The organism is Enterobacter sp. 01-M-03-SI-ECC, assembly GCF_047530215.1.
GTDB classification, from domain to species: Bacteria; Pseudomonadota; Gammaproteobacteria; order Enterobacterales; family Enterobacteriaceae; genus Enterobacter; species Enterobacter chengduensis.
The window spans coordinates 26,232-46,867 of the sequence record NZ_JBLKDA010000008.1 but is presented as its reverse complement, the minus strand read 5'-3'; the positions used below and the strand labels follow the sequence as shown (position 1 = coordinate 46,867).

Annotated in this window: 19 protein-coding genes; 10 read left to right on the top strand and 9 right to left on the bottom strand. The window is 58.6% G+C overall.

Annotation, left to right across the window (positions count from 1 at the left end):
• The first annotated feature begins 30 nt into the window (after positions 1 to 30).
• The 6 genes from ACMWKK_RS09855 (at position 31) to ACMWKK_RS09830 (ending at position 6,248) form a co-directional block, all read left to right on the top strand.
• Positions 31 to 363 carry a YbaB/EbfC family nucleoid-associated protein gene (locus ACMWKK_RS09855; RefSeq protein WP_003858972.1) on the top strand — a complete coding sequence of 111 codons (333 nt, stop codon included), beginning with the start codon at positions 31 to 33 and terminating at the stop codon, positions 361 to 363.
• A complete protein-coding gene (gene recR / locus ACMWKK_RS09850; RefSeq protein WP_006809843.1) occupies positions 363 to 968 on the top strand; it encodes a recombination mediator RecR in 606 nt (201 codons plus the stop codon). Before ACMWKK_RS09855 ends, recR begins: the two co-directional genes overlap by 1 nt.
• 110 nt (positions 969 to 1,078) lie before the next feature.
• Positions 1,079 to 2,953, top strand: coding sequence for a molecular chaperone HtpG (gene htpG, locus ACMWKK_RS09845; protein WP_112781130.1), 1,875 nt, complete (start codon positions 1,079 to 1,081; stop codon positions 2,951 to 2,953).
• 196 nt (positions 2,954 to 3,149) lie between these two features.
• Positions 3,150 to 3,794, top strand: coding sequence for an adenylate kinase (gene adk, locus ACMWKK_RS09840; protein WP_006809841.1), 645 nt, complete (start codon positions 3,150 to 3,152; stop codon positions 3,792 to 3,794).
• Between the two features lie 124 nt (positions 3,795 to 3,918).
• Complete coding sequence (gene hemH, locus ACMWKK_RS09835) at positions 3,919 to 4,881, top strand: ferrochelatase (protein WP_112781131.1); 963 nt, start codon at positions 3,919 to 3,921, stop codon at positions 4,879 to 4,881.
• 62 nt (positions 4,882 to 4,943) lie between these two features.
• Entirely contained in the window at positions 4,944 to 6,248 is a 1,305-nt protein-coding gene (locus tag ACMWKK_RS09830) for an inosine/guanosine kinase (RefSeq protein ID WP_047716279.1), read from the top strand.
• A gap of 81 nt (positions 6,249 to 6,329) precedes the next feature.
• Here the strand turns inward: ACMWKK_RS09830 and ybaL are convergent, their stop codons facing one another.
• A complete protein-coding gene (gene ybaL, locus ACMWKK_RS09825) occupies positions 6,330 to 8,006 on the bottom strand; it encodes a YbaL family putative K(+) efflux transporter (RefSeq protein ID WP_045328405.1) in 1,677 nt (558 codons plus the stop codon).
• Between the two features lie 230 nt (positions 8,007 to 8,236).
• Entirely contained in the window at positions 8,237 to 9,445 is a 1,209-nt protein-coding gene (locus tag ACMWKK_RS09820; RefSeq protein WP_045328407.1) for an MFS transporter, read from the bottom strand.
• 169 nt (positions 9,446 to 9,614) lie between these two features.
• Here ACMWKK_RS09820 and ushA point away from each other — a divergent pair, with 169 nt between their 5' ends.
• Positions 9,615 to 11,267, top strand: coding sequence for a bifunctional UDP-sugar hydrolase/5'-nucleotidase UshA (gene ushA / locus ACMWKK_RS09815; protein ID WP_045328409.1), 1,653 nt, complete (start codon positions 9,615 to 9,617; stop codon positions 11,265 to 11,267).
• Positions 11,268 to 11,357: 90 nt separating this feature from the next.
• On the opposite strand, the gene ybaK is transcribed toward ushA, so the two are convergent.
• From ybaK to copA, 3 genes are all read right to left on the bottom strand, one after another.
• Positions 11,358 to 11,837 carry a Cys-tRNA(Pro)/Cys-tRNA(Cys) deacylase YbaK gene (gene ybaK, locus ACMWKK_RS09810; RefSeq protein WP_023343509.1) on the bottom strand — a complete coding sequence of 160 codons (480 nt, stop codon included), beginning with the start codon at positions 11,835 to 11,837 and terminating at the stop codon, positions 11,358 to 11,360.
• 199 nt (positions 11,838 to 12,036) lie between these two features.
• Positions 12,037 to 12,831 carry a TraB/GumN family protein gene (locus ACMWKK_RS09805; protein ID WP_112781133.1) on the bottom strand — a complete coding sequence of 265 codons (795 nt, stop codon included), beginning with the start codon at positions 12,829 to 12,831 and terminating at the stop codon, positions 12,037 to 12,039.
• Between the two features lie 50 nt (positions 12,832 to 12,881).
• Positions 12,882 to 15,380 (bottom strand): copper-exporting P-type ATPase CopA, encoded by a 2,499-nt coding sequence (copA, locus tag ACMWKK_RS09800; protein WP_112781134.1) that lies wholly within the window; start codon positions 15,378 to 15,380, stop codon positions 12,882 to 12,884.
• Between the two features lie 108 nt (positions 15,381 to 15,488).
• Here copA and cueR point away from each other — a divergent pair, with 108 nt between their 5' ends.
• Positions 15,489 to 15,899 (top strand): Cu(I)-responsive transcriptional regulator, encoded by a 411-nt coding sequence (gene cueR, locus ACMWKK_RS09795; protein WP_112781135.1) that lies wholly within the window; start codon positions 15,489 to 15,491, stop codon positions 15,897 to 15,899.
• Here the strand turns inward: cueR and ACMWKK_RS09790 are convergent.
• Positions 15,896 to 16,348, bottom strand: coding sequence for an NfeD family protein (locus ACMWKK_RS09790; RefSeq protein WP_112781136.1), 453 nt, complete (start codon positions 16,346 to 16,348; stop codon positions 15,896 to 15,898). The two genes, cueR and ACMWKK_RS09790, sit on opposite strands and share 4 nt — an antisense overlap.
• Entirely contained in the window at positions 16,345 to 17,259 is a 915-nt protein-coding gene (locus ACMWKK_RS09785; protein ID WP_406542788.1) for an SPFH domain-containing protein, read from the bottom strand. The genes ACMWKK_RS09790 and ACMWKK_RS09785 overlap by 4 nt, the downstream gene beginning before the upstream one ends.
• A 136-nt stretch (positions 17,260 to 17,395) precedes the next feature.
• Between ACMWKK_RS09785 and fetA the strand changes: the two genes are divergently transcribed.
• Together fetA and fetB are read left to right on the top strand one after the other, a co-directional pair.
• A complete protein-coding gene (fetA, locus tag ACMWKK_RS09780; RefSeq protein WP_112781137.1) occupies positions 17,396 to 18,067 on the top strand; it encodes an iron efflux ABC transporter ATP-binding subunit FetA in 672 nt (223 codons plus the stop codon).
• Complete coding sequence (gene fetB, locus ACMWKK_RS09775) at positions 18,060 to 18,842, top strand: iron efflux ABC transporter permease subunit FetB (protein WP_045328420.1); 783 nt, start codon at positions 18,060 to 18,062, stop codon at positions 18,840 to 18,842. The genes fetA and fetB overlap by 8 nt, the downstream gene beginning before the upstream one ends.
• A gap of 87 nt (positions 18,843 to 18,929) precedes the next feature.
• Here the strand turns inward: fetB and ACMWKK_RS09770 are convergent, their stop codons facing one another.
• Both ACMWKK_RS09770 and ACMWKK_RS09765 read right to left on the bottom strand, forming a co-directional pair.
• Complete coding sequence (locus ACMWKK_RS09770; protein ID WP_023310624.1) at positions 18,930 to 19,784, bottom strand: co-chaperone YbbN; 855 nt, start codon at positions 19,782 to 19,784, stop codon at positions 18,930 to 18,932.
• A 58-nt stretch (positions 19,785 to 19,842) separates the two neighbouring features.
• Positions 19,843 to 20,613 (bottom strand): SDR family oxidoreductase, encoded by a 771-nt coding sequence (locus ACMWKK_RS09765; protein ID WP_045328423.1) that lies wholly within the window; start codon positions 20,611 to 20,613, stop codon positions 19,843 to 19,845.
• Between the last annotated feature and the right edge of the window lie 23 nt (positions 20,614 to 20,636).

Genomic DNA, 20,636 nt, shown 5'->3' with positions numbered 1-20,636 from the left:
ATCCTTAAATGTGAAAGAAGAGAGAAGCCTATGTTTGGTGGAAAAGGCGGTCTGGGTGGCCTGATGAAGCAGGCTCAGCAGATGCAGGAAAAAATGCAGAAGATGCAGGAAGAGATCGCTCAGCTGGAAGTCACGGGTGAGTCCGGTGCCGGTCTGGTCAAGGTGACCATCAACGGTGCGCACAACTGCCGTCGCGTGGAAATCGACCCGAGCCTGCTCGAAGACGACAAAGAGATGCTGGAAGATCTGGTTGCTGCCGCGTTTAACGATGCCGCTCGCCGTATCGACGAAACCCAGAAAGAGAAAATGGCCTCCGTTTCCAGCGGCATGCAGCTGCCGCCTGGCTTCAAGATGCCGTTCTGATGCAAACCAGTCCGCTGCTCACGCAGTTAATGGAAGCACTGCGCTGCCTGCCGGGCGTTGGCCCGAAGTCGGCGCAGCGCATGGCGTTTACGCTATTGCAGCGCGACCGCAGCGGCGGGATGCGCCTGGCGCAGGCTTTGACCCGCGCCATGTCGGAAATTGGTCACTGTGCGGATTGCCGCACCTTCACCGAGCAGGACGTGTGCAACATCTGTACGAACCCGCGTCGTCAGGAAAACGGCCAGATTTGCGTGGTGGAGAGTCCTGCGGACATCTACGCCATCGAACAAACCGGGCAGTTTTCCGGTCGCTACTTCGTGCTGATGGGGCATCTCTCTCCGCTCGACGGTATTGGCCCGGATGATATCGGTCTTGACCGCCTTGAACAGCGTCTTGAGTCCGAAACCATCAAGGAGGTGATCCTCGCCACCAATCCGACGGTGGAAGGGGAGGCAACCGCCAACTACATCGCCGAGCTGTGCGCGCAGTATGGCGTTGACGCCAGCCGCATCGCTCACGGCGTGCCGGTCGGCGGCGAGCTGGAGATGGTAGACGGCACCACGCTGTCACACTCCCTGGCCGGGCGTCACAAGATTATTTTCTGACCAAACGGAGGCTGCGCGCGCGGCCTCCGCTTGAAAATTTCCCCCCTTATCCCCATCTCTCACTCAACGTTTTACAACCCCATTAAATGGCATTGTTGAGGTCGACTTAGATGAAAGGACAAGAAACCCGTGGTTTCCAGTCAGAAGTAAAACAGCTTCTGCACCTGATGATCCATTCCCTGTATTCCAACAAAGAAATTTTCCTGCGTGAGCTGATTTCCAACGCCTCGGATGCGGCGGACAAGCTGCGCTTCCGCGCGCTGTCTAACCCGGATCTGTACGAAGGCGACGGCGAGCTGCGCGTGCGCGTCTCGTTCAACAAAGAGAACCGCACTCTGACCATCGCCGATAACGGCATCGGGATGAACCGCGACGAGGTGATCGACCACCTCGGGACCATCGCCAAATCCGGCACCAAGGCGTTCCTCGAGTCCATGGGCTCTGACCAGGCGAAAGACAGCCAGCTCATCGGCCAGTTCGGCGTCGGCTTCTACTCGGCGTTCATCGTGGCGGACAAAGTCACCGTGCGCACCCGCGCGGCGGGTGACAGCGCGGAGAACGGCGTGCTGTGGGAATCCAAAGGGGAAGGCGAATACACCGTTGACGACATCACCAAGGCGGATCGCGGCACCGAAATCACTCTCCACCTGCGTGAGGGCGAAGACGATTTCCTGAACGACTGGCGCGTGCGCTCCATCATCAGCAAATACTCCGACCACATCGCCCTGCCGGTTGAGATTGAAAAACAGGAAGAGAAAGACGGTGAAACCGTCGTTTCCTGGGAAAAAATCAACAAGGCGCAGGCGCTGTGGACGCGCAACAAGTCTGAAATTAAAGACGACGAATACAGCGAGTTCTACAAGCACATCGCCCACGACTTTACCGACCCGCTGACCTGGAGCCACAACCGTGTGGAAGGGAAGCAGGAGTACACCAGCCTGCTGTATATCCCGGCACAGGCGCCGTGGGACATGTGGAACCGCGATCACAAGCACGGCCTGAAGCTGTACGTGCAGCGCGTCTTCATCATGGACGACGCCGAGCAGTTCATGCCGAACTACCTGCGCTTCGTGCGTGGTCTGATAGACTCCAACGATCTGCCGCTGAACGTCTCGCGTGAAATTCTGCAGGACAGCTCCGTCACCCGTAACCTGCGCAACGCCCTGACCAAACGTGCGCTGCAGATGCTGGAAAAACTGGCGAAGGACGATGCGGAAAAATATCAGACCTTCTGGAAACAGTTCGGCCTGGTGCTGAAGGAAGGTCCGGCGGAAGACACCGCGAACGTGGAAACGATCGCCAAACTGCTGCGCTTCGCCTCTACGCACGCCGACTCCTCCGCGCAGACCGTGTCGCTGGAAGAGTACGTCTCCCGCATGAAGGAAGGGCAGGAGAAGATCTACTACATCACCGCCGACAGCTACGCCGCGGCGAAGAGCAGTCCGCACCTGGAGCTGCTGCGCAAGAAAGGCATCGAAGTGCTGCTGCTGTCTGACCGCATCGACGAGTGGATGATGAACTACCTGACCGAGTTCGACGGTAAGGCGTTCCAGTCCGTAGCCAAAGCGGACGAATCCATCGACAAGCTGGCGGATGAAGTGGACGAAAGCGCGAAAGAAGCCGAGAAGGCGCTGGAGCCGTTTGTTGAGCGCGTGAAAACCCTGCTGGGCGATCGCGTGAAAGAGGTGCGCTTCACGCACCGCCTGACGGATACCCCGGCGATTGTCACCACCGATGCTGACGAAATGAGCACCCAGATGGCGAAGCTGTTCGCCGCCGCGGGCCAGGCGATGCCGGAAGTGAAATATATCTTTGAGCTTAATCCGGATCATCCGCTGGTGAAACGCGCGGCGGATACCCAGGACGACGCCCGCTTTGCCGAGTGGGTCGAACTGCTGCTGGATCAGTCCCTGCTGGCCGAACGCGGCACGCTGGAAGATCCTAACCTGTTCATTAAACGTGTGAATGCGCTGCTGCTGGCGTAACTAAACACCTGCCCCTCACCCTGCCCTCTCCCCAAAGGGGAGAGGGTTAGGGTGAGGGGGAATCAACCGCACTGCCTCAAATTATCTCCCCCCGTTAACCGTTTCAGCCTTCCTGCCTTCCTTGAGCGATGCCCGTTCTGGTGGTATTGTTTAGCGCTTTTGAAAAATTGAAACGACATTTGAGGGGATTTTCGCAATGCGTATTATTCTGCTTGGCGCTCCGGGCGCGGGTAAAGGAACTCAGGCTCAGTTCATCATGGAGAAATACGGTATTCCGCAAATCTCCACCGGTGATATGCTGCGCGCCGCTGTGAAATCTGGCTCCGAGCTGGGTAAACAGGCGAAAGACATCATGGACGCAGGCAAGCTGGTAACCGACGAGCTGGTGATTGCTCTTGTCAAAGAGCGCATTGCTCAGGAAGACTGCCGTAACGGTTTCCTGCTGGACGGCTTCCCACGCACCATTCCTCAGGCTGACGCCATGAAGGAAGCGGGCATCAACGTGGATTACGTTCTGGAATTCGACGTACCGGACGAGCTGATCGTTGACCGCATCGTTGGCCGTCGCGTACACGCTGCTTCTGGCCGCGTTTACCACATCAAATTCAACCCGCCTAAGGTTGAAGGCAAAGACGACGTGACTGGCGAAGAGCTGACCACCCGTAAAGACGATCAGGAAGAGACCGTGCGCAAGCGCCTGGTGGAATACCATCAGATGACCGCACCGCTGATCGGCTACTACACCAAAGAAGCGCAGGCGGGTAACACCAAATACGCCAAAGTCGACGGTACCAAAGCCGTGGCTGACGTACGTGCAGAGCTGGAAAAAATCCTCGGCTAATTGCGCGCCTCTCACCCGGGTCCCCGGGTGAGAAATATTCTCATCTTACCTATTACAGCAATGGGTTTCGTTTAAACGCATTTCCGCTACAATTGACAACCTATCAAATGGTTAAGAGGCGTGAATGAGTCAGGCGAAAACCGGCATCCTGCTTGCCAATCTGGGCACTCCAGAAGCACCTACATCAGACGCGGTAAAACGCTACCTGCGACAATTTTTAAGCGACACGCGCGTCGTGGATTTTCCACGGCTGCTGTGGTGGCCGCTGCTGCGTGGCGTCATTCTGCCGATTCGTTCGCCGCGCGTCGCCAAACTCTATCAGTCCGTCTGGATGGAGGAGGGCTCGCCGCTGATGGTCTACAGCCGTCGCCAGGAAAAAGCGCTGGCCGCCCGCCTGCCGGATATGCCCGTCGCACTGGGCATGAGCTACGGCAAACCGTCCCTGGAAAGTGCGGTAGAATCCTTGCTGGCGCAGGCTGTGGACCATATCGTCGTGCTGGCGCTCTACCCGCAGTACTCCTGCTCCACGGTGGCCGCCGTCTGGGACGAGCTGGCGCGCATTCTGGCGACCCGTCGGCGCATTCCGGGCGTGACCTTTATTCGTGATTACGCCGATAACGATCTTTACATCCAGGCGCTTGCCAACAGCGCGCGCGCGTCGTTTGAAAAGCACGGCGAGCCGGATCTGCTGCTGCTCTCCTATCATGGGATCCCGCAGCGTTTCGCCAATGAAGGGGATGATTATCCGCAGCGCTGCCGCGATACCACGCGCGAGCTGGTTTCCGCCCTTGGCCTGCCGCCGGAGAAGGTGATGATGACCTTCCAGTCGCGCTTCGGCCGCGAGCCGTGGCTGACGCCGTACACCGATGAAACCCTCAAAATGCTCGGTGAGAAGGGCGTGAAGCACATTCAGGTGATGTCGCCGGGCTTCTCGGCAGACTGTCTGGAAACGCTGGAGGAGATTGCGGTGCAAAACCGGGAATTTTTCCTTGAGGCTGGCGGCGAAAAGTACGAGTACATTCCGGCGCTTAACGACTCGCCCGAACATATCGACATGATGGTCTCGCTGGTCACGAACAGCCGCTGATCGCACTCCGGGCCGGGTTTGTGCTACCATTCCCGGCCCATATTCTTCGCACAGTTCAGACCATGAAATTTCCCGGTAAACGCAAATCCAAACACTACTTCCCCGTCGATGCCCGCGATCCGCTCCTGCAGCAAATCCAGCCAGAAAATGAAACCAGCGCGGCCTGGGTCGTCGGTATCGACCAGACGCTGGTGGACATTGAGGCGAAAGTGGATGACGCGTTTGTCGCCCGCTACGGTCTGAGCGCCGGGCACTCGCTGGTGATTGAGGATGACGTTGCCGAAGCGCTGTACCAGGAGCTGGTGCGTGAAAACCTGATTACCCATCAGTTTGCCGGGGGAACCATCGGCAATACCATGCATAACTACTCCGTGCTGGCAGACGACCGCTCGGTGCTGCTCGGCGTGATGTGCAGCAACATTGAAATCGGCGGCTATGCCTACCGCTATCTCTGCAACACCTCCAGCCGTACCGATCTTAACTACCTCCAGGGCGTTGACGGGCCGATTGGCCGCTGCTTTACGCTGATCGGAGAATCCGGCGAGCGTACCTTTGCCATCAGCCCGGGTCACATGAACAAGCTGCGCGCCGAGAGTATTCCGGAAGAGGTCATCGCGGGCGCCTCGGCGCTGGTATTGACCTCCTACCTGGTGCGCTGCAAGCCCGGCGAGCCGATGCCGGAAGCGACCATGAAGGCGATTGAGTACGCCAAAAAGTACGATGTGCCGGTGGTACTCACGCTGGGCACCAAATTCGTGATTGCCGATAACCCAGAATGGTGGCAGGCCTTCCTGAAAGAGCACGTCTCGATTCTGGCGATGAACGAAGAAGAGGCCGAAGCGCTGACCGGCGAAAGCGATCCGCTGCTGGCGTCTGACAAAGCGCTGGACTGGGTAGATCTGGTGCTCTGCACCGCGGGTCCGGTTGGGCTGTATATGGCAGGCTTCACGGAAGAAGAGAGTAAACGCAAAACCCAGCACCCGCTGCTGCCGGGCGCGATCGCCGAGTTCAACCAGTACGAGTTCAGCCGCGGGATGCGTTACAAAGATTGCGTGAATCCGCTGCGGATCTACTCTCACATTGCGCCATACATGGGTGGCCCAGAGAAGATCATGAACACCAACGGCGCGGGCGACGGCGCGCTGGCCGCGCTGCTGCACGACATCACCGCGAACGCCTACCACAAAACCAACGTGCCGAACTCCAGCAAGCACAAGTTCAGCTGGCTGACCTATTCGTCGCTGGCGCAGGTGTGTAAGTACGCGAACCGCGTGAGCTATCAGGTGCTGAACCAGCACTCCCCGCGCTTAACGCGTGGTCTGCCGGAACGGGAAGACAGCCTCGAAGAGGCGTACTGGGATCGTTGATTGCTAAAAGAAAACCCCGGTGGCGCTACGCTTACCGGGGCTACCTGTAGGCCTGCTAAGCGTAGCGCCAGCAGGCTTTTTTTACCCCGTCACCGCCTCTTCAACCGGCGGTTTCTCCAGCAGCGTCAGCATCGTATTCGCAATCTCGCGTTCGCCCATCACCACCTTATCCGCGCCGCGCTCGGTAATGTACTCCACCTCGTCGTCATAGTGCGCCCGGGCGATAATCTCAATCGTTGGGCACTTCGCGCGCGCGGAAGCCACAATCTCACCCGCCTCATAGCCGTTCGGTATGGTCAGCAGCAGCCAGCGGGCACAGTCCAGATGCGCCAGGTTCATGATCTCTTCGTTCGCCGCGTTGCCCAGCACCGCGCGGATACCGCGCTCGCGCAGCTCGTCGACGCGGGTGCGTGAGGTCTCAATCACCACCAGCGGAATCCCCTGCGCCATCAGCTTCTCGCCGAGGAGGCTACCGACGCGCCCAAAGCCCACCAGCAGGGCATGGTTGCAAATATCGACCGGGATCTGCTTCTCTTCTTCGATGGCCTCTTCGAGGGTCTGTTCTTCCAGCGTTTCGGTTTTATCGAGGTATTTTTCCAGCAGGGCAAACAGCACCGGGTTCAGCATAATCGACAGGATGGCCCCCGCCAGCACCAGGTTTTGCCCCGCCTGAGGCAGCAGGTTCAGGGCCATACCCAGACCGGCCAGAATAAAGGCGAATTCGCCAATCTGCGCCAGGCTGGCAGCGATGGTCAGCGCCGTACGCGGGGAGTGGCCAAACATGCGTACCAGGAAGAAGGCAGCGAGCGACTTACCAAAAATGATGATCGCCAGCGTGCCCATCACGGCCAGCGGCTGCTGGATCAGCACCAGCGGATCGAACAGCATCCCGACGGAGACGAAGAACAGCACGGCAAACGCATCGCGCAGCGGCAGCGTGTCGTGCGCCGCGCGGTGGCTCAGCTCGGATTCGTTCAGCACCATCCCGGCAAAGAAGGCGCCCAGGGCAAAGGAAACGTCAAACAGCTCAACGGCACCAAACGCGATGCCCAGCGCCAGCGCCAGCACGGAGAGGGTAAACAGCTCGCGGGAGCCGGTCGCCGCGCTGCGGGACATGATCCACGGCACCAGGCGGCGTCCTACCAGCATCATGATGGCGATAAACGCCACCACCTTACCGATGGTGATGCTCATATCCAGCGCCAGCGAGGCGAAGCCGACGTTGTCTTTTTCCATCATCCCGGCGACGGCCGGCAGCAGCACCAGCGTCAGGACCATGACCAGGTCTTCAACAATCAGCCAGCCAATCGCAATTTGCCCGCGCTGGCTGTCTATCAGCTGTCTCTCCTCAAGCGCGCGCAGCAGCACCACGGTACTGGCGGTTGAGAGACACAGCCCAAATACGATACCGGTCATTAACGACCAGCCCAGCACCGCCGAAAGCGCCATTCCCAGCAGCGTCGCCACCCCAATCTGGGCGATCGCTCCCGGTATGGCAATCGACTTTACCGCCATCAAATCCTTCAGGGAAAAATGCAGGCCGACGCCAAACATCAGCAGAATCACGCCCAATTCCGCCAGCTCAGGGGCCAGTTTGGTATCCGCGACGAAGCCTGGCGTGAACGGTCCCGCCAGCACACCTGCCAGCAGATAGCCGACAAGAGGAGAAATACGCAGTTTATTGGCAATCATGCCGAGGATAAAAGCGAGCACAAGTCCACCAACAATGGTGGTGATAAGCGGTGTGGCGTGGTGCATTCCGTCTCCTTTCGTTGTGGGTGTTCCTTTTTGGTGAAAAACCAAAAAACCGAGTAATAGTTTATGACAATTTTTCCCCTTATGTTTATGAATAATTGTTGAAGTTTGAATAAAACGGCAATATGCGCGTAAAAAAGCGCATTTTGATAAATTCAGCGAGAGGGGAAAGAAGAAACCCTTATGGCATAAGGGTGTCAGGCAGCCAAAGTCACACTTTGGCTGCCCGTAATTTACGCTTTGTGGCGGTTATCAGGCAGGAATATGGTCAACATCCCAAGAAGTGGCAGGAAAGCGCAGATTTTATAAACCAGGAAGATGCTGGTGTGATCCGCAACCATACCTAACACCGCTGCACCCAGCCCGCCCATGCCGAAGGCGAAACCGAAAAACAGCCCGGAAACCATACCGATACGGCCCGGCAGCAGCTCCTGGGCATAGACCAGAATGGCGGAAAACGCGGAGGCGAGGATAAAACCAATAATAACGGTTAAAATTCCCGTCCATTCAAGGCTGGCGTACGGCAAAATGAGGGTAAAGGGCGCCACGCCGAGGATAGAGCCCCAAATAACATATTTACGCCCAATCTTATCCCCCACAGGCCCGCCAATGACCGTACCGGCGGCGACGGCGAACAGGAAGGCAAACAGGTGGATCTGCGCGTTTTGTACCGATAATCCGAATTTTTGCATCAGATAAAAGGTGTAATAGCTGCTGATGCTCGCCATATAGAAGTATTTCGAGAAAATCAGCACCAGCAGCACGGAAACGGCCAGAATAACCTTATTGCGCGGGAGGGGATTGATAACCTTCGCTTTAGGTTTCCCTTTATTTACCCGATGCTGCGCGGCGTACCAGCGGCTGATCTGCGCCAGCACGATAATCGCCAGCAGCGCGGCCAGCACAAACCACGCCACGTTGCCTTTGCCGTACGGGGCGATAATCACCGCCGCCAGCAGCGGGCCGAGGGAGCTGCCGAAGTTACCGCCCACCTGGAAAAGCGACTGCGCCAGCCCGTGACGGCCACCGGAGGCCATACGCGCCACGCGGGAGGACTCAGGGTGGAAGACGGACGAGCCGGTGCCCACCAGCGCGGCGGCGATCAGCACGGCTTCAAAACTTCCGGCCATGGACAGCAGCACCAGCCCGCTTAGGGTAAAGCACATGCCGATTGGCAATGACCACGGCATCGGGTATTTATCCGTCCAGTAGCCCACCACCGGCTGCAGCAGCGAGGAAGCCAGCTGGAAGGTCAGGGTGATCATCCCGATCTGCACAAAGGTTAACGAAAACTCGGATTGCAGCAGCGGATAAATAGCCAGAATCAACGACTGGATCATGTCGTTGAGCAGGTGCGAAAGACTGATTGCGCCTAATACTTTAAAGGAGGTGCGCGACGCCGGTGCGCCCGGAACGGGCTGGGTTGATTCACTGATTGCCATAGAGAGAAGTACCACGTCTGTAGTTATTAGCGATGCAGGGTGTAATTATTATCCGACTAACATACCCGCCTGCGACATTTGAAGAAAGTCGCAATTATGAAAACTTATTTGTTTATTATTGTGAGTCACTGTAATTTCTGCCTTTGTCTATGGGTCAGGGAGAGAGAAGATGAAGTTAATGAAGCGGGGCGTCGCGCTGGCGCTCATTGCGGCGTGGGGGCTGGTAAGCCTGCCCGCGCAGGCGTATGAAAAAGACAAAACCTATAAAATCACCATTCTGCATACCAACGACCACCACGGCCATTTCTGGCGCAGTGAATACGGCGAATATGGCCTGTCGGCGCAAAAAACGCTGGTGGACGGCATTCGCAAAGAAGTGGCTGCTCAGGGCGGCAGCGTGCTGCTGCTGTCGGGGGGCGATATCAATACCGGCGTGCCGGAATCTGACCTGCAGGACGCGGAGCCGGACTTTCGCGGCATGAACCTGATTGGCTACGACGCGATGGCCGTGGGTAACCACGAGTTTGATAACCCGCTGACCGTGCTGCGTCAGCAGGAGAAATGGGCTAAATTCCCGTTCCTTTCCGCCAATATTTACCAGAAAAGCACCGGTGAACGCCTGTTTAAGCCGTGGGCGCTGTTTAAGCGTCAGGATCTGAAGATCGCGGTGATTGGCTTAACCACCGACGATACGGCGAAAATCGGCAACCCTGAGTTCTTCACCGATATCGAATTCCGCAAGCCGGCAGACGAAGCGAAGCTGGTGATTCAGGAATTGCAGCAGAATGAGAAGCCGGACGTGATTATCGCCACCACGCACATGGGGCACTACGACAACGGCGAGCACGGCTCTAACGCGCCCGGCGACGTGGAGATGGCGCGCAGCCTGCCTGCGGGCTCGCTGGCGATGATTGTGGGTGGTCACTCACAGGATCCGGTCTGCATGGCCTCGGAGAACAAAAAGCAGGTGGACTACGTGCCGGGCACGCCTTGCGCGCCGGACCGTCAGAACGGTATCTGGATTGTGCAGGCGCACGAGTGGGGCAAATACGTGGGCCGGGCGGACTTTGAGTTCCGTAACGGCGAGATGAAGCTGGTGCGCTATCAGCTCATTCCGGTCAACCTGAAGAAGAAAGTCACCTACCCGGACGGGAAAAGTGAGCGCGTACTTTACACGCCTGAGATCGCTGAAAACCAGCAGATGCTCTCCCTGCTAACGCCGTTCCAGAACAAAGGCAAGGCGCAGCTGGACGTGAAAATCGGCACGCTGAACGGTCGTCTGGAGGGGGACCGCAGTAAGGTTCGCTTCGTGCAGACCAACATGGGTCATCTGGTGCTGGCAGCGCAGATGGCGCGCACCGGCGCGGATTTTGGCGTAATGAGCGGGGGCGGCATTCGTGACTCCATCGAAGGCGGAAACATTACCTATAAGGACGTCCTGAAGGTGCAGCCGTTTGGTAACCTGGTGGTCTATGCCGACATGAGCGGGAAAGAGGCCATTGACTACCTGACCGCAGTGGCGCAGATGAAGCCGGATTCCGGGGCCTATCCGCAGTTTGCCAACGTCAGCTTCGTGGCGAAAGACGGCAAGCTTAACGATCTTAAGATCAAAGGCGAACCGGTCGATCCGGCCAAAACCTATCGTCTGGCGACCTTAAGCTTTAACGCCACCGGCGGCGACGGCTATCCTCATATTGATAACAAACCGGGCTACGTGAATACCGGCTTTATCGACGCGGAAGTGCTGAAGCAGTTTATCGAGCAAAATTCGCCAATTGACGTGAACGCGTATGAGCCGAAGGGTGAGGTGAGCTGGCAGTAGTGGGGGGCTGTTGCCGGGTGGCGGCTACGCCTTACCCGGCCTACATTCGAATCGTAGGCCCGGTAAGCGCAGCGCCACCGGGCAATTTTCTCAATCCCGGCGCGCAATATCCGCAAACTTCGCGTCCAGCATTTTTGCCAGATCGCCTGCGGCCAGCTCAATATCCAGCCCGCGTTTGCCGCCGGATATAAAGATGGTGTCAAATTCCTGGGAAGGGGCATCGATCAGCGTCGGCAGGCGTTTTTTCTGCCCGAGCGGGCTGATCCCGCCCACCAGGTATCCCGTGGTGCGTTGCGCCACCATCGGATCCGCCATATCCACCTTCTTCGCCCCCAGCGCTTTGGCGACTTTCTTCAGATCCAGCTGTCCCGCCACCGGGGTCACCGCCACGGCGAGATGTTTCATGTCGCCATTCACCGCGACCAGCAGCGTTTTATAAACCTGGTCAGCGTTCAGCCCCAGCTTGCGCACCACTTCATCACCAAAGTTGGTTTCATTTGGATCGTGATCGTAGGTGTGGATCCGGAAAGAAATGTTGTTTTTTTCGAGTAATTTAACGGCGGGAGTCATAGCTATCCTTCTTACGACAGACCAATCATGCCAACAGCATACGCCTGACGTTTGTCTAAAAAATAGCACCATCTTGCGCAATAGTATTGGCAGTGATGGTCACTTTGAGCGACAATCGGCTCAACCGAAGGTCTCCTTCGGCATAATAAAAACGATGAAATTCCTCTTTGACGGGCCAATAGAAATATTGGCCATTTTTTTATTTCAGCAGCGACGGCAAATTCCCTTCTCCGTACAAATGTAGCGCCCCGACCGCCACCACGTAACGCCCCGCAGGTAACGCGTGCAGCGTCTCCCGCCAGGCTTTGTTGCGCGCGTTCATCAGCACATCATACAGCGATTCGCTGAACGTCGACGGCAAGATCAGCTTACCGTCTTCAGGCGGCGCATCCAGCCACCAGCCAATCATGGTCTGCAGCAGCCGCGCGTTGGTGTGCCAGTGGGTTAGGGTGTCATCCAGCAGCATCAGACCGTCGTCGGGAAGCTGCCGCAGGAGCGCAATCTGGCTGTCCGTTCCTTCCAGCTCGACGATCGGCAGGCTGCGCGCCCTTGCCACGTTCAGCAACTGATAATCAATGCCGTAGTCACCGCGCAGGCCCAGACGCTGCGCCTGCGTGGCCTGCAGCACCATCGCAATTTGCCAGAGCGGCAGGGCGTCAATCATGGAGAGCGAGACGCCGGTTTCGTCGGCGACGCGCGTCAGTTCCGCCAGACGGGCTTCGTCCAGACGTTCCGCCAGCGGGAGATCGCTCTCAAGCCCGGCAAACGGCGACTCGTGGCCCGAAATGTCCGCCTCAACGACCAGCGCGTCGGCGTGTTTCAGCAGTTTAATCAGGCCGGGCGGCAGGGGAGACATATCCTGCGTACCCATATGAATGCTGCCGACCAGGTGCAGGTGCTGCCCGCCGGGAAGCGAGATATCCAGGCCGGGCCAGGCGTAACGGCGAGGAAAGAGGGCGCGAAACGAGGTTTTTATACGATTAAACAGGCCCATACGCGCTCCATGAACGGAAAGGTTCATGCTAGCGCGTACGGGTACAAGGTTCAATCCTTCGGTGTAAACCGCAGCAGCCGGTTGGCGTTGCTGACCACGGTGATGGAGGAGAGCGCCATCGCCGCACCCGCGACCACCGGATTAAGCAGCGTGCCGGTGAGCGGCCACAAAATACCGGCCGCAATCGGGATGCCGAGCGAGTTATAGATAAACGCCCCGAGCAGGTTCTGCTTCATGTTGCGCAATGTGGCTTTCGAAATGGCCAGCGCGTCGGCGACGCCCATCAGGCTGTGGCGCATCAGCGTGATGGCCGCGGTTTCAATGGCGACATCGCTCCCGCCACCCATCGCAATCCCCACGTCCGCCTGGGCCAGGGCCGGGGCATCGTTGATGCCGTCGCCGACCATCGCCACCTGACGGCCCTGGCTTTGCAGCGTCTTGATGGCGTCCGCCTTACCGTCCGGCAGGACGCCCGCAATGACCTCATCAATACCGGCTTCTTTCGCGATGGCGTTAGCCGTCGTCGGGTTATCGCCGGTCAGCATCACCAGACGGTAGCCCGCACGGTGCAGGCGCCGCAGGGCGTCCACGCTGTCCTGACGAAGCGGATCGCGCACGGCCAGCAGCGCGGCGGCTTTGCCATCTACCGCCAGCAGAACCGGGGTGGCCCCCTGAGACGCCTGCGCCTTCAGCTCGCTCGCCAGCGCGGCGGTATCAATGCCGTTTTCATGGAGCAATGCCTGGTTGCCCAGCAGCAGCGCGTGCCCTTCGGCTTCACCGCTGACGCCGAGCCCGCGCAGGGTGCGGAAATTGCTCACCGGCGGCAGGGCAGACGCATGCGCTTTATCGAGGATGGCGTGCGCCAGCGGGTGGCTGGAGCCTTGCTCCAGCGCGGCGGCGAGGCGCAGCGCGTCCGCTTCCGCAATACCGACGGTCGTAACGGCCACCACCTGCGGTTTGCCTTCGGTCAGCGTGCCGGTTTTATCGAACACCAGCGTGTTGAGGGTGCTGGCCCGCTGCAGCGCGTCCGCATCCCGCACCAGCACGCCAAATTCAGCCGCGCGGCCGACGCCGGAGATAATCGACATCGGGGTCGCCAGGCCAAGAGCGCAGGGACAGGCGATGATCAATACGGTGGTGGCGATCACCAGGGTGTAAACAATCTGCGGCGCGGGGCCGAAGAAGTACCAGATCGCCGCGCTCAGCAGGGCAATGCCGACGACCACCGGCACAAAAATGGCCGAGATCCTGTCAGCAAGCTGGCCAATCTCCGGCTTGCTGCTCTGCGCCTGGCGCACCATGCGGATAATACGCGACAGCGTCGTGTGGCTGCCGACGGCGCTGGCGGTAAACAGCACGCTGCCGTCCTGTACCACCGTACCGGCATGGACGGCGTCGCCGTCGGATTTCTGCTGGGGGATAGGCTCGCCGGTCAGCATCGCTTCATCCAGCCAGGCCTCGCCCTGGGTTATTTTTCCGTCAACGGGCACGCGGTCGCCGGTGGTCAGACGCAGCGTCATGCCGGGCTGAACCTCCGCCAGCGGAACGCTTTTTTCCCCCTCGTCCGTGACCACGCGGGCCGTCGGCGGGGTCAAATCCAGTAACCGTTCCAGCGCCTTCGAGGAGCGCTGGCGGGCGCGGGCTTCCAGCATATGGCCCAGGTTTATCAGGCCGATAATCATCGCGCTCGCTTCATAATAGAGATGGCGCGCCTCCATCGGGAACCACTGGGGCCAGACGTTGACGCTCATCGAATAGAGCCACGCCGCGCCGGTACCGAGGGCGACCAGGGTATCCATCGTCGCGGTGCGGTTTTTCAGGCTCTTCCAGGCGCTGGTATAGAAATGCCCGCCCGCGAACACCATCACCGCGAGGGTTATCAGGCCGATCACCAGCCACAGCGTGCGGTTGTCGTCGGTGACCATCATGTTGTCGCCGAGCATGCCCCACACCATCACCGGAATCCCCACCAGCAGGGCGACAATCGCCTGCCAGCGGAAGCGCTTCATGGTGGCGATAGCCGTTTCCTGCTGGCGCTCGCGGCGTTCGGCATCATCTTCGATGGCCTCCGCGCCGTAGCCCGCTTTCTCAACGGCCTGGACTAATTCTGCGGCGGAGGCGCTGCCCATCACCAGCGCAGTACGCTCCGCAAGATTGACCCGTGCCTGCGCGACGCCCGGTACGGCCTGCAAGGCGTTTTGTACCCGGGAGACGCAGCTGGCGCAGCTCATGCCGTTGATCAGCAGCTGTTGGCTGTCATCAATATCATCCGCTGCCGGAAGCTCAGGAGTGGCCGCTGTCAGTGCTTCCGACGGGGACGATGACTCTGCCAGCGGTTTAGCCTTTGGGTGGCTTAGCTCCGCCCCATAACCCGCTTGTTTAATGGTATCGATCAGCGCATCCGCGCTGGCGCTGCCGGTGACGGCGGCATGGTCGATCGTCACGTCAGCGCTTTCAACATCAGGACGCTGTTCCAGGCTTTCTTTAACGCGTTTGACGCAGTGGCCGCAGGAGAGGCCGTCCAGCGTCAGGTCAATAGTGTGAGACATAACAAAACTCCCGTATAATGAACTGGTCAGTAGTTGACCGGAGTAACGCTTTTCGCTAACTGTTATGAAGGTTAAACCTTCCATCAAGGGGAAGGTCAAGGGGGAATTGTGAATATCAGTGACGTGGCAAAAAAAACCGGCTTAACCAGCAAGGCGATTCGCTTTTATGAAGAGAAGGGGCTGGTTACGCCGCCGCTGCGCAGCGAAAACGGCTACCGCAGCTATACGAAACTGCACATTGATGAGCTGACGCTGCTGCGCCAGGCCAGGCAGGTCGGGTTTAATCTGGAAGAGTGCGGCGAGCTGGTTAACCTGTTTAACGATCCAAAGCGCCACAGCGCCGACGTCAAAAAACGCACGCTGGAAAAGGTGGCCGAAATTGAACGCCACATCGTCGAGCTACAGGCGATGCGCGAACAGCTGCTGCAGCTCGCGGAGTCCTGTCCGGGGGATGACAGCGCCGACTGCCCGATTATCGACAATCTTGCCGGCTGCTGCCACCGCAAAACCCACGCCTAGCAGGCTTTCACCCGCAGGGTAATGCCTTCCACCGCAATGACCTCAACCCGCGTGCCGGCGCTGAGGTCGTCGTCGGCCACCACCGGCCACGAGCTGTCGCCCACGCGCATGTGACCGCGCCCGTTCACCAGCGCGCTGTCGAGCGTAAAACGCTTGCCGACAATCTGCTGCCCGCGCTGGTTGAGGTGGGCGTCGACCGGTTTCTGCTCGTTAACCCGTCGGTTAAGCCAGCGCCACCACAGCCACGCGGCCACCAGCGTCAGCACGGCAAACAGCGCGCCCTGCCACGCCCAGTCCAGCGGAAGGATCCAGACCAGAATACCCGTAATGACCGCGGCGACACCGCTCCAGAGCAGGTAGCCATTGCCGCCCAGCATCTCCGCCGCCAGCAGTAAGCCACCGAGGCTTATCCAGAAGGCATGGGGATGTGCAACAATCAGCTCAATCATTTTTTACGCTCGTTTCCGCTGTCTTTAATCAGTTCGGCAATACCGGCGATAGAGCCCATCAGGCTGCTGGCATCCAGCGGCATCATCACCACTTTGCTGTTGTTCGCGGAGCCAATCTGCTTCAGCGCGTCGGTATATTTTTGCGCGACGAAGTAGTTCACGGCCTGAATATCACCGGCGGCAATGGCTTCGGAAACCATCTGGGTGGCGCGGGCTTCCGCCTCTGCGGAGCGTTCACGCGCTTCTGCCTGCAGGAAGGCGGACTGACGATCGCCTTCTGCTTTGAGGATCTGCGACTGTTTTTCCCCCTCGGCTTTGAGGATTTCAGCCTGACGCACCCCCTCGGCCTCCAGAATATAGGCGCGCTTGGTTCGCTCGGCCTTCATCTGGGCGTTCATGGAGGCGATCAGCTCCGCAGGCGGGCGCACGTCGCGGATCTCAATACGGGTAACTTTGATCCCCCACGGGTTGGTGGCCTCATCGACAATGTGCAGCAGGCGGGTGTTGATGCTGTCGCGCTGGGAAAGCATCTCGTCCAGCTCCATCGAGCCGAGCACGGTTCGGATGTTGGTCATCGTCAGGTTAACGATCGCCAGCTCCAGGTTGCTGACCTCATAGGCCGCTTTCGGCGCGTCAATCACCTGAATAAAGCAGACCGCGTCGATGGTGACGTTGGCGTCATCCTTGGAGATCACCTCCTGGGAAGGAATGTCCAGCACCTGTTCCATCATGTTGATCTTGCGACCAATGCGGTCCATGAACGGAACAATCAGGCTTAAGCCCGGCTGGAGCGTGTTGGTGTAGCGACCGAAGCGCTCAACGGTCCACTGATAGCCCTGCGGGACAATTTTGACCCCTGCGCCCACAATGACCAGCGCGACGAAAATAAGAACGGGAACAACGATAAGCATAAAAACCTCCTGTTTTGCATGCTGTGACAGAAATGAAATCACTTTTTGTTGATCCTAAGTATACGAGGAAAGTCGCTTTACTATCACTCCTCGCCGTAAACTACTGCTCATTATTGGGATAAAGGCAGAAAATAACATGAAGGATAACAGCGCGGTGTTAACCCTCGAGGACGTGGGCTACCGCACAGGCGGCACCACGATTTTGAACAATGTCAGTTTTAGCCTCTTGCCGGGCGAGTTTCGACTGATTACCGGCCCTTCGGGCTGCGGGAAAAGTACGCTGCTTAAAATCATTGCGTCGCTGCTCACGCCAACGTCGGGAAAAATCGTCTTTGAAGGGAAGGATATTGCAACGCTCTCACCGGAGACCTACCGCCAGCAGGTCTCTTATTCGGTGCAAACGCCGAGCCTGTTCGACAGCACGGTGTATGACAACCTGATTTTCCCATGGCAAATCCGGCACAAGACGCCCGATCCTGAACGGTTTTCCGCCGATCTGGCGCGCTTTAATCTGCCGCCGGACACCCTGACAAAGTCCGTTTCCGAACTGTCGGGCGGTGAAAAGCAGCGGGTCTCGCTGATCCGCAACCTGCAGTTTTTGCCGAAGGTCTTACTGCTGGACGAAATTACCAGCGCGCTCGACGATGCCAACAAGCGCAACGTCAACGAGATAATCCATCGCTACGTCCGGGAGCAGAATATTGCCGTGCTGTGGGTGACGCACGACGCGAGCGAAATTACCCATGCGGATGACGCGATCGCGCTCCAGCCGCACGGCGGAAAAATGCAGGAGGCCAACCGTGGGTGAGCATAATATTACGAACGAATCTCTGGCGTTTTCGATGGTGCTGGTGCTGATCGCGATTGTGGTCAGCTACCGGGAAAAGCTGGGGCTGGAAAAAGATATCGTGTGGAGCATCTGCCGGGCGGTGATTCAGCTCATCATCGTCGGCTATGTGCTGAAGTATATTTTCAACGTCAACCACGCGGTGCTGACGCTGCTGATGGTGCTCTTTATCTGCTTTAACGCGGCGTGGAACGCGCAAAAACGCAGTAAATACATTGATAAGGCGTTTATCTCGTCGTTAATTGCCATTACCACCGGGACGGCGCTCACGCTGGCGGTGCTGGTGTTCTCAGGCTCGATTGCGTTTACGCCGATGCAGGTTATCCCTATCTCCGGGATGATAGCGGGCAACGCCATGGTGGCCGTGGGGCTGTGCTATAACAACCTCGGACAGCGTTTCAGCAGCGAACAGCAGCAGCTGCAGGAGAAATTAAGCCTGGGGGCGACCCCGAAAGTGGCTTCCGCGCGGCTGATCCGTGAGAGCATTCGCTCGTCGCTGATCCCAACGGTCGATTCCGCCAAAACGGTGGGGCTGGTGAGCCTGCCGGGCATGATGTCGGGGCTGATTTTTGCCGGTATCGATCCGGTAAAAGCGATCAAGTATCAGATCATGGTGACGTTTATGCTGCTTTCTACGGCAAGCCTCTCCACCATCATTGCCTGCTACCTGACCTATCGGAAGTTCTACAACGCGCGCCACCAGCTGGTGGTGACGCAGTTGAAAAACGCGCGCTGATTGTGCCGGGCGGCACTGCGTTTGCCCGGCCTACGATTCGTGCTTTTGTAGGCCCGGTAAGGCGAAGCCGCCACCGGGCAAAGTGCATCAATATAACAGCGCGTACAGCTGACGCCGATACTTCGACGCCAGCGCGTCCCCGGTGCCCAGCGCGGCCAGAATCTCCTGGAACATTTTGCGCGCCTGGCCGTCTGCGGCGGCTAAATCTTTTTGCAGATGGCTGAACAGCAGCTCAAGCGCCTCTTCGTTACGCCCCACCTGGTGGAGCTGCAGCGCCAGCTGGCTTGCCAGCGCGGCGTCCGCCGGGTTGTCGGCAACCTGCTGCTGCAGCTGCTGAATTTCCGGGGTGTCCGCCGCCTGCTTCAGCAGCTCAATCTGGGCAACCAGACCCTGATAGCGGGTGTCCTGATCCTGCAGCGGAACCGTCTTGAGTACGGCTTCCGCGTCTTCTGAACGGTGCAGGGCGATCTGCGTCTCCGCCAGCAGCAGGCCAATCTGGCTGTTCTGATTCGACAGCTGCCACGCCTCTTTCAGCAACGGCAGCGCCTCGTCGTATTTGCCTTCCTGCATCAGCGCCATGCCTTCCTGCGCTTTCAGCTCTTCTTCGCGCGGCAGCACTTTATCCAGCAGGGCGCGGATAGCCTCTTCCGGCTGCGGCCCCTGGAAGCCGTCAACAGGCTGACCGTTCTGGAACAGATAGACGGTTGGGATGGCGCGCAGACCAAACTGAGACGCCACCATCGGCTCGGCGTCGCAGTCCAGCTTCGCGAGAATGAACTGACCGTTGTACTGGGCAGCAAGGCTTTCCAGCACCGGCGTCAGCTGCAGACAGTGCTGGCTGCGTTCTGACCAGAAGTAGAACAGGACCGGTTTGGTCATCGACTGTTCAAGGGTCTGTTGCAGGTTTGCTTCAGTGATATTGACGATATTCTGTACGGACATGCGGCTTTCTCTTTTGTCGGTTTGTTCTTTACATGGGGATGCGCGTCGTCGCTTCAACTCAGCCGTGTAAAATTTTGTCCATTATCCGGCCCGGCAGCAGGCGTTTTAACCAGCCTACGGCATGGGTGACCAGCGTCACCGGATAGCGCATTTTAGGATGTTCACTCTCAAAAGCATGGCGCACTTTGGCCACCACCGCTTCGGGCCCGAGGGTAAAGCGTGCGGCAATGCCGGGGTTCTCGACCGGTTTGTCCGCCTGCGTCTGGTTCACGTTTTCGGTAAAGCGGGTGCGGATCGGGCCGGGTTCAATCAGGCTGACCTTGATGCCGCTGTGGCGTAGCTCCATGCGCAGGGCGTCGGACCAGGCCTCCAGCGCATATTTGCTGGCGGCATAGGCGCCGCGGCCCGGGGTGGAAATCAGCCCCATCACCGACGACGTCATCACGATGCGCCCTTCACCGTGGGGCAGCATCGCGGGGAGCAGGCGCATGGTGAGCTGATGGACGCCGAAGAAGTTGGTCGAAAACTGCTTCTCCAGCGTGTCGCGGGAGAGGGTATCCAGCGGGCCATACACGCCGTAGCCGGCGTTATTAAAAAGCCCGTACAGACGGTTGCCGGTCAGGGCGATCACCTCATCGGCGGCGCGCTCAACGCTCTCCGGCGAGTCCATATCCAGCAGCACGCCGGTAAAGCCCAGCCCGTTCATGCGTTCGACATCGTCGGGTTTGCGGCAGGCCGCCAGCACCCGAAACCCCTGACGCTTCAGTTCGAGCGCGCTTTCCAGGCCGATTCCGCTGGAACATCCTGTAATTAAGACCGATTTTTGCATAACTTTACCTGTCAGGATCTCCG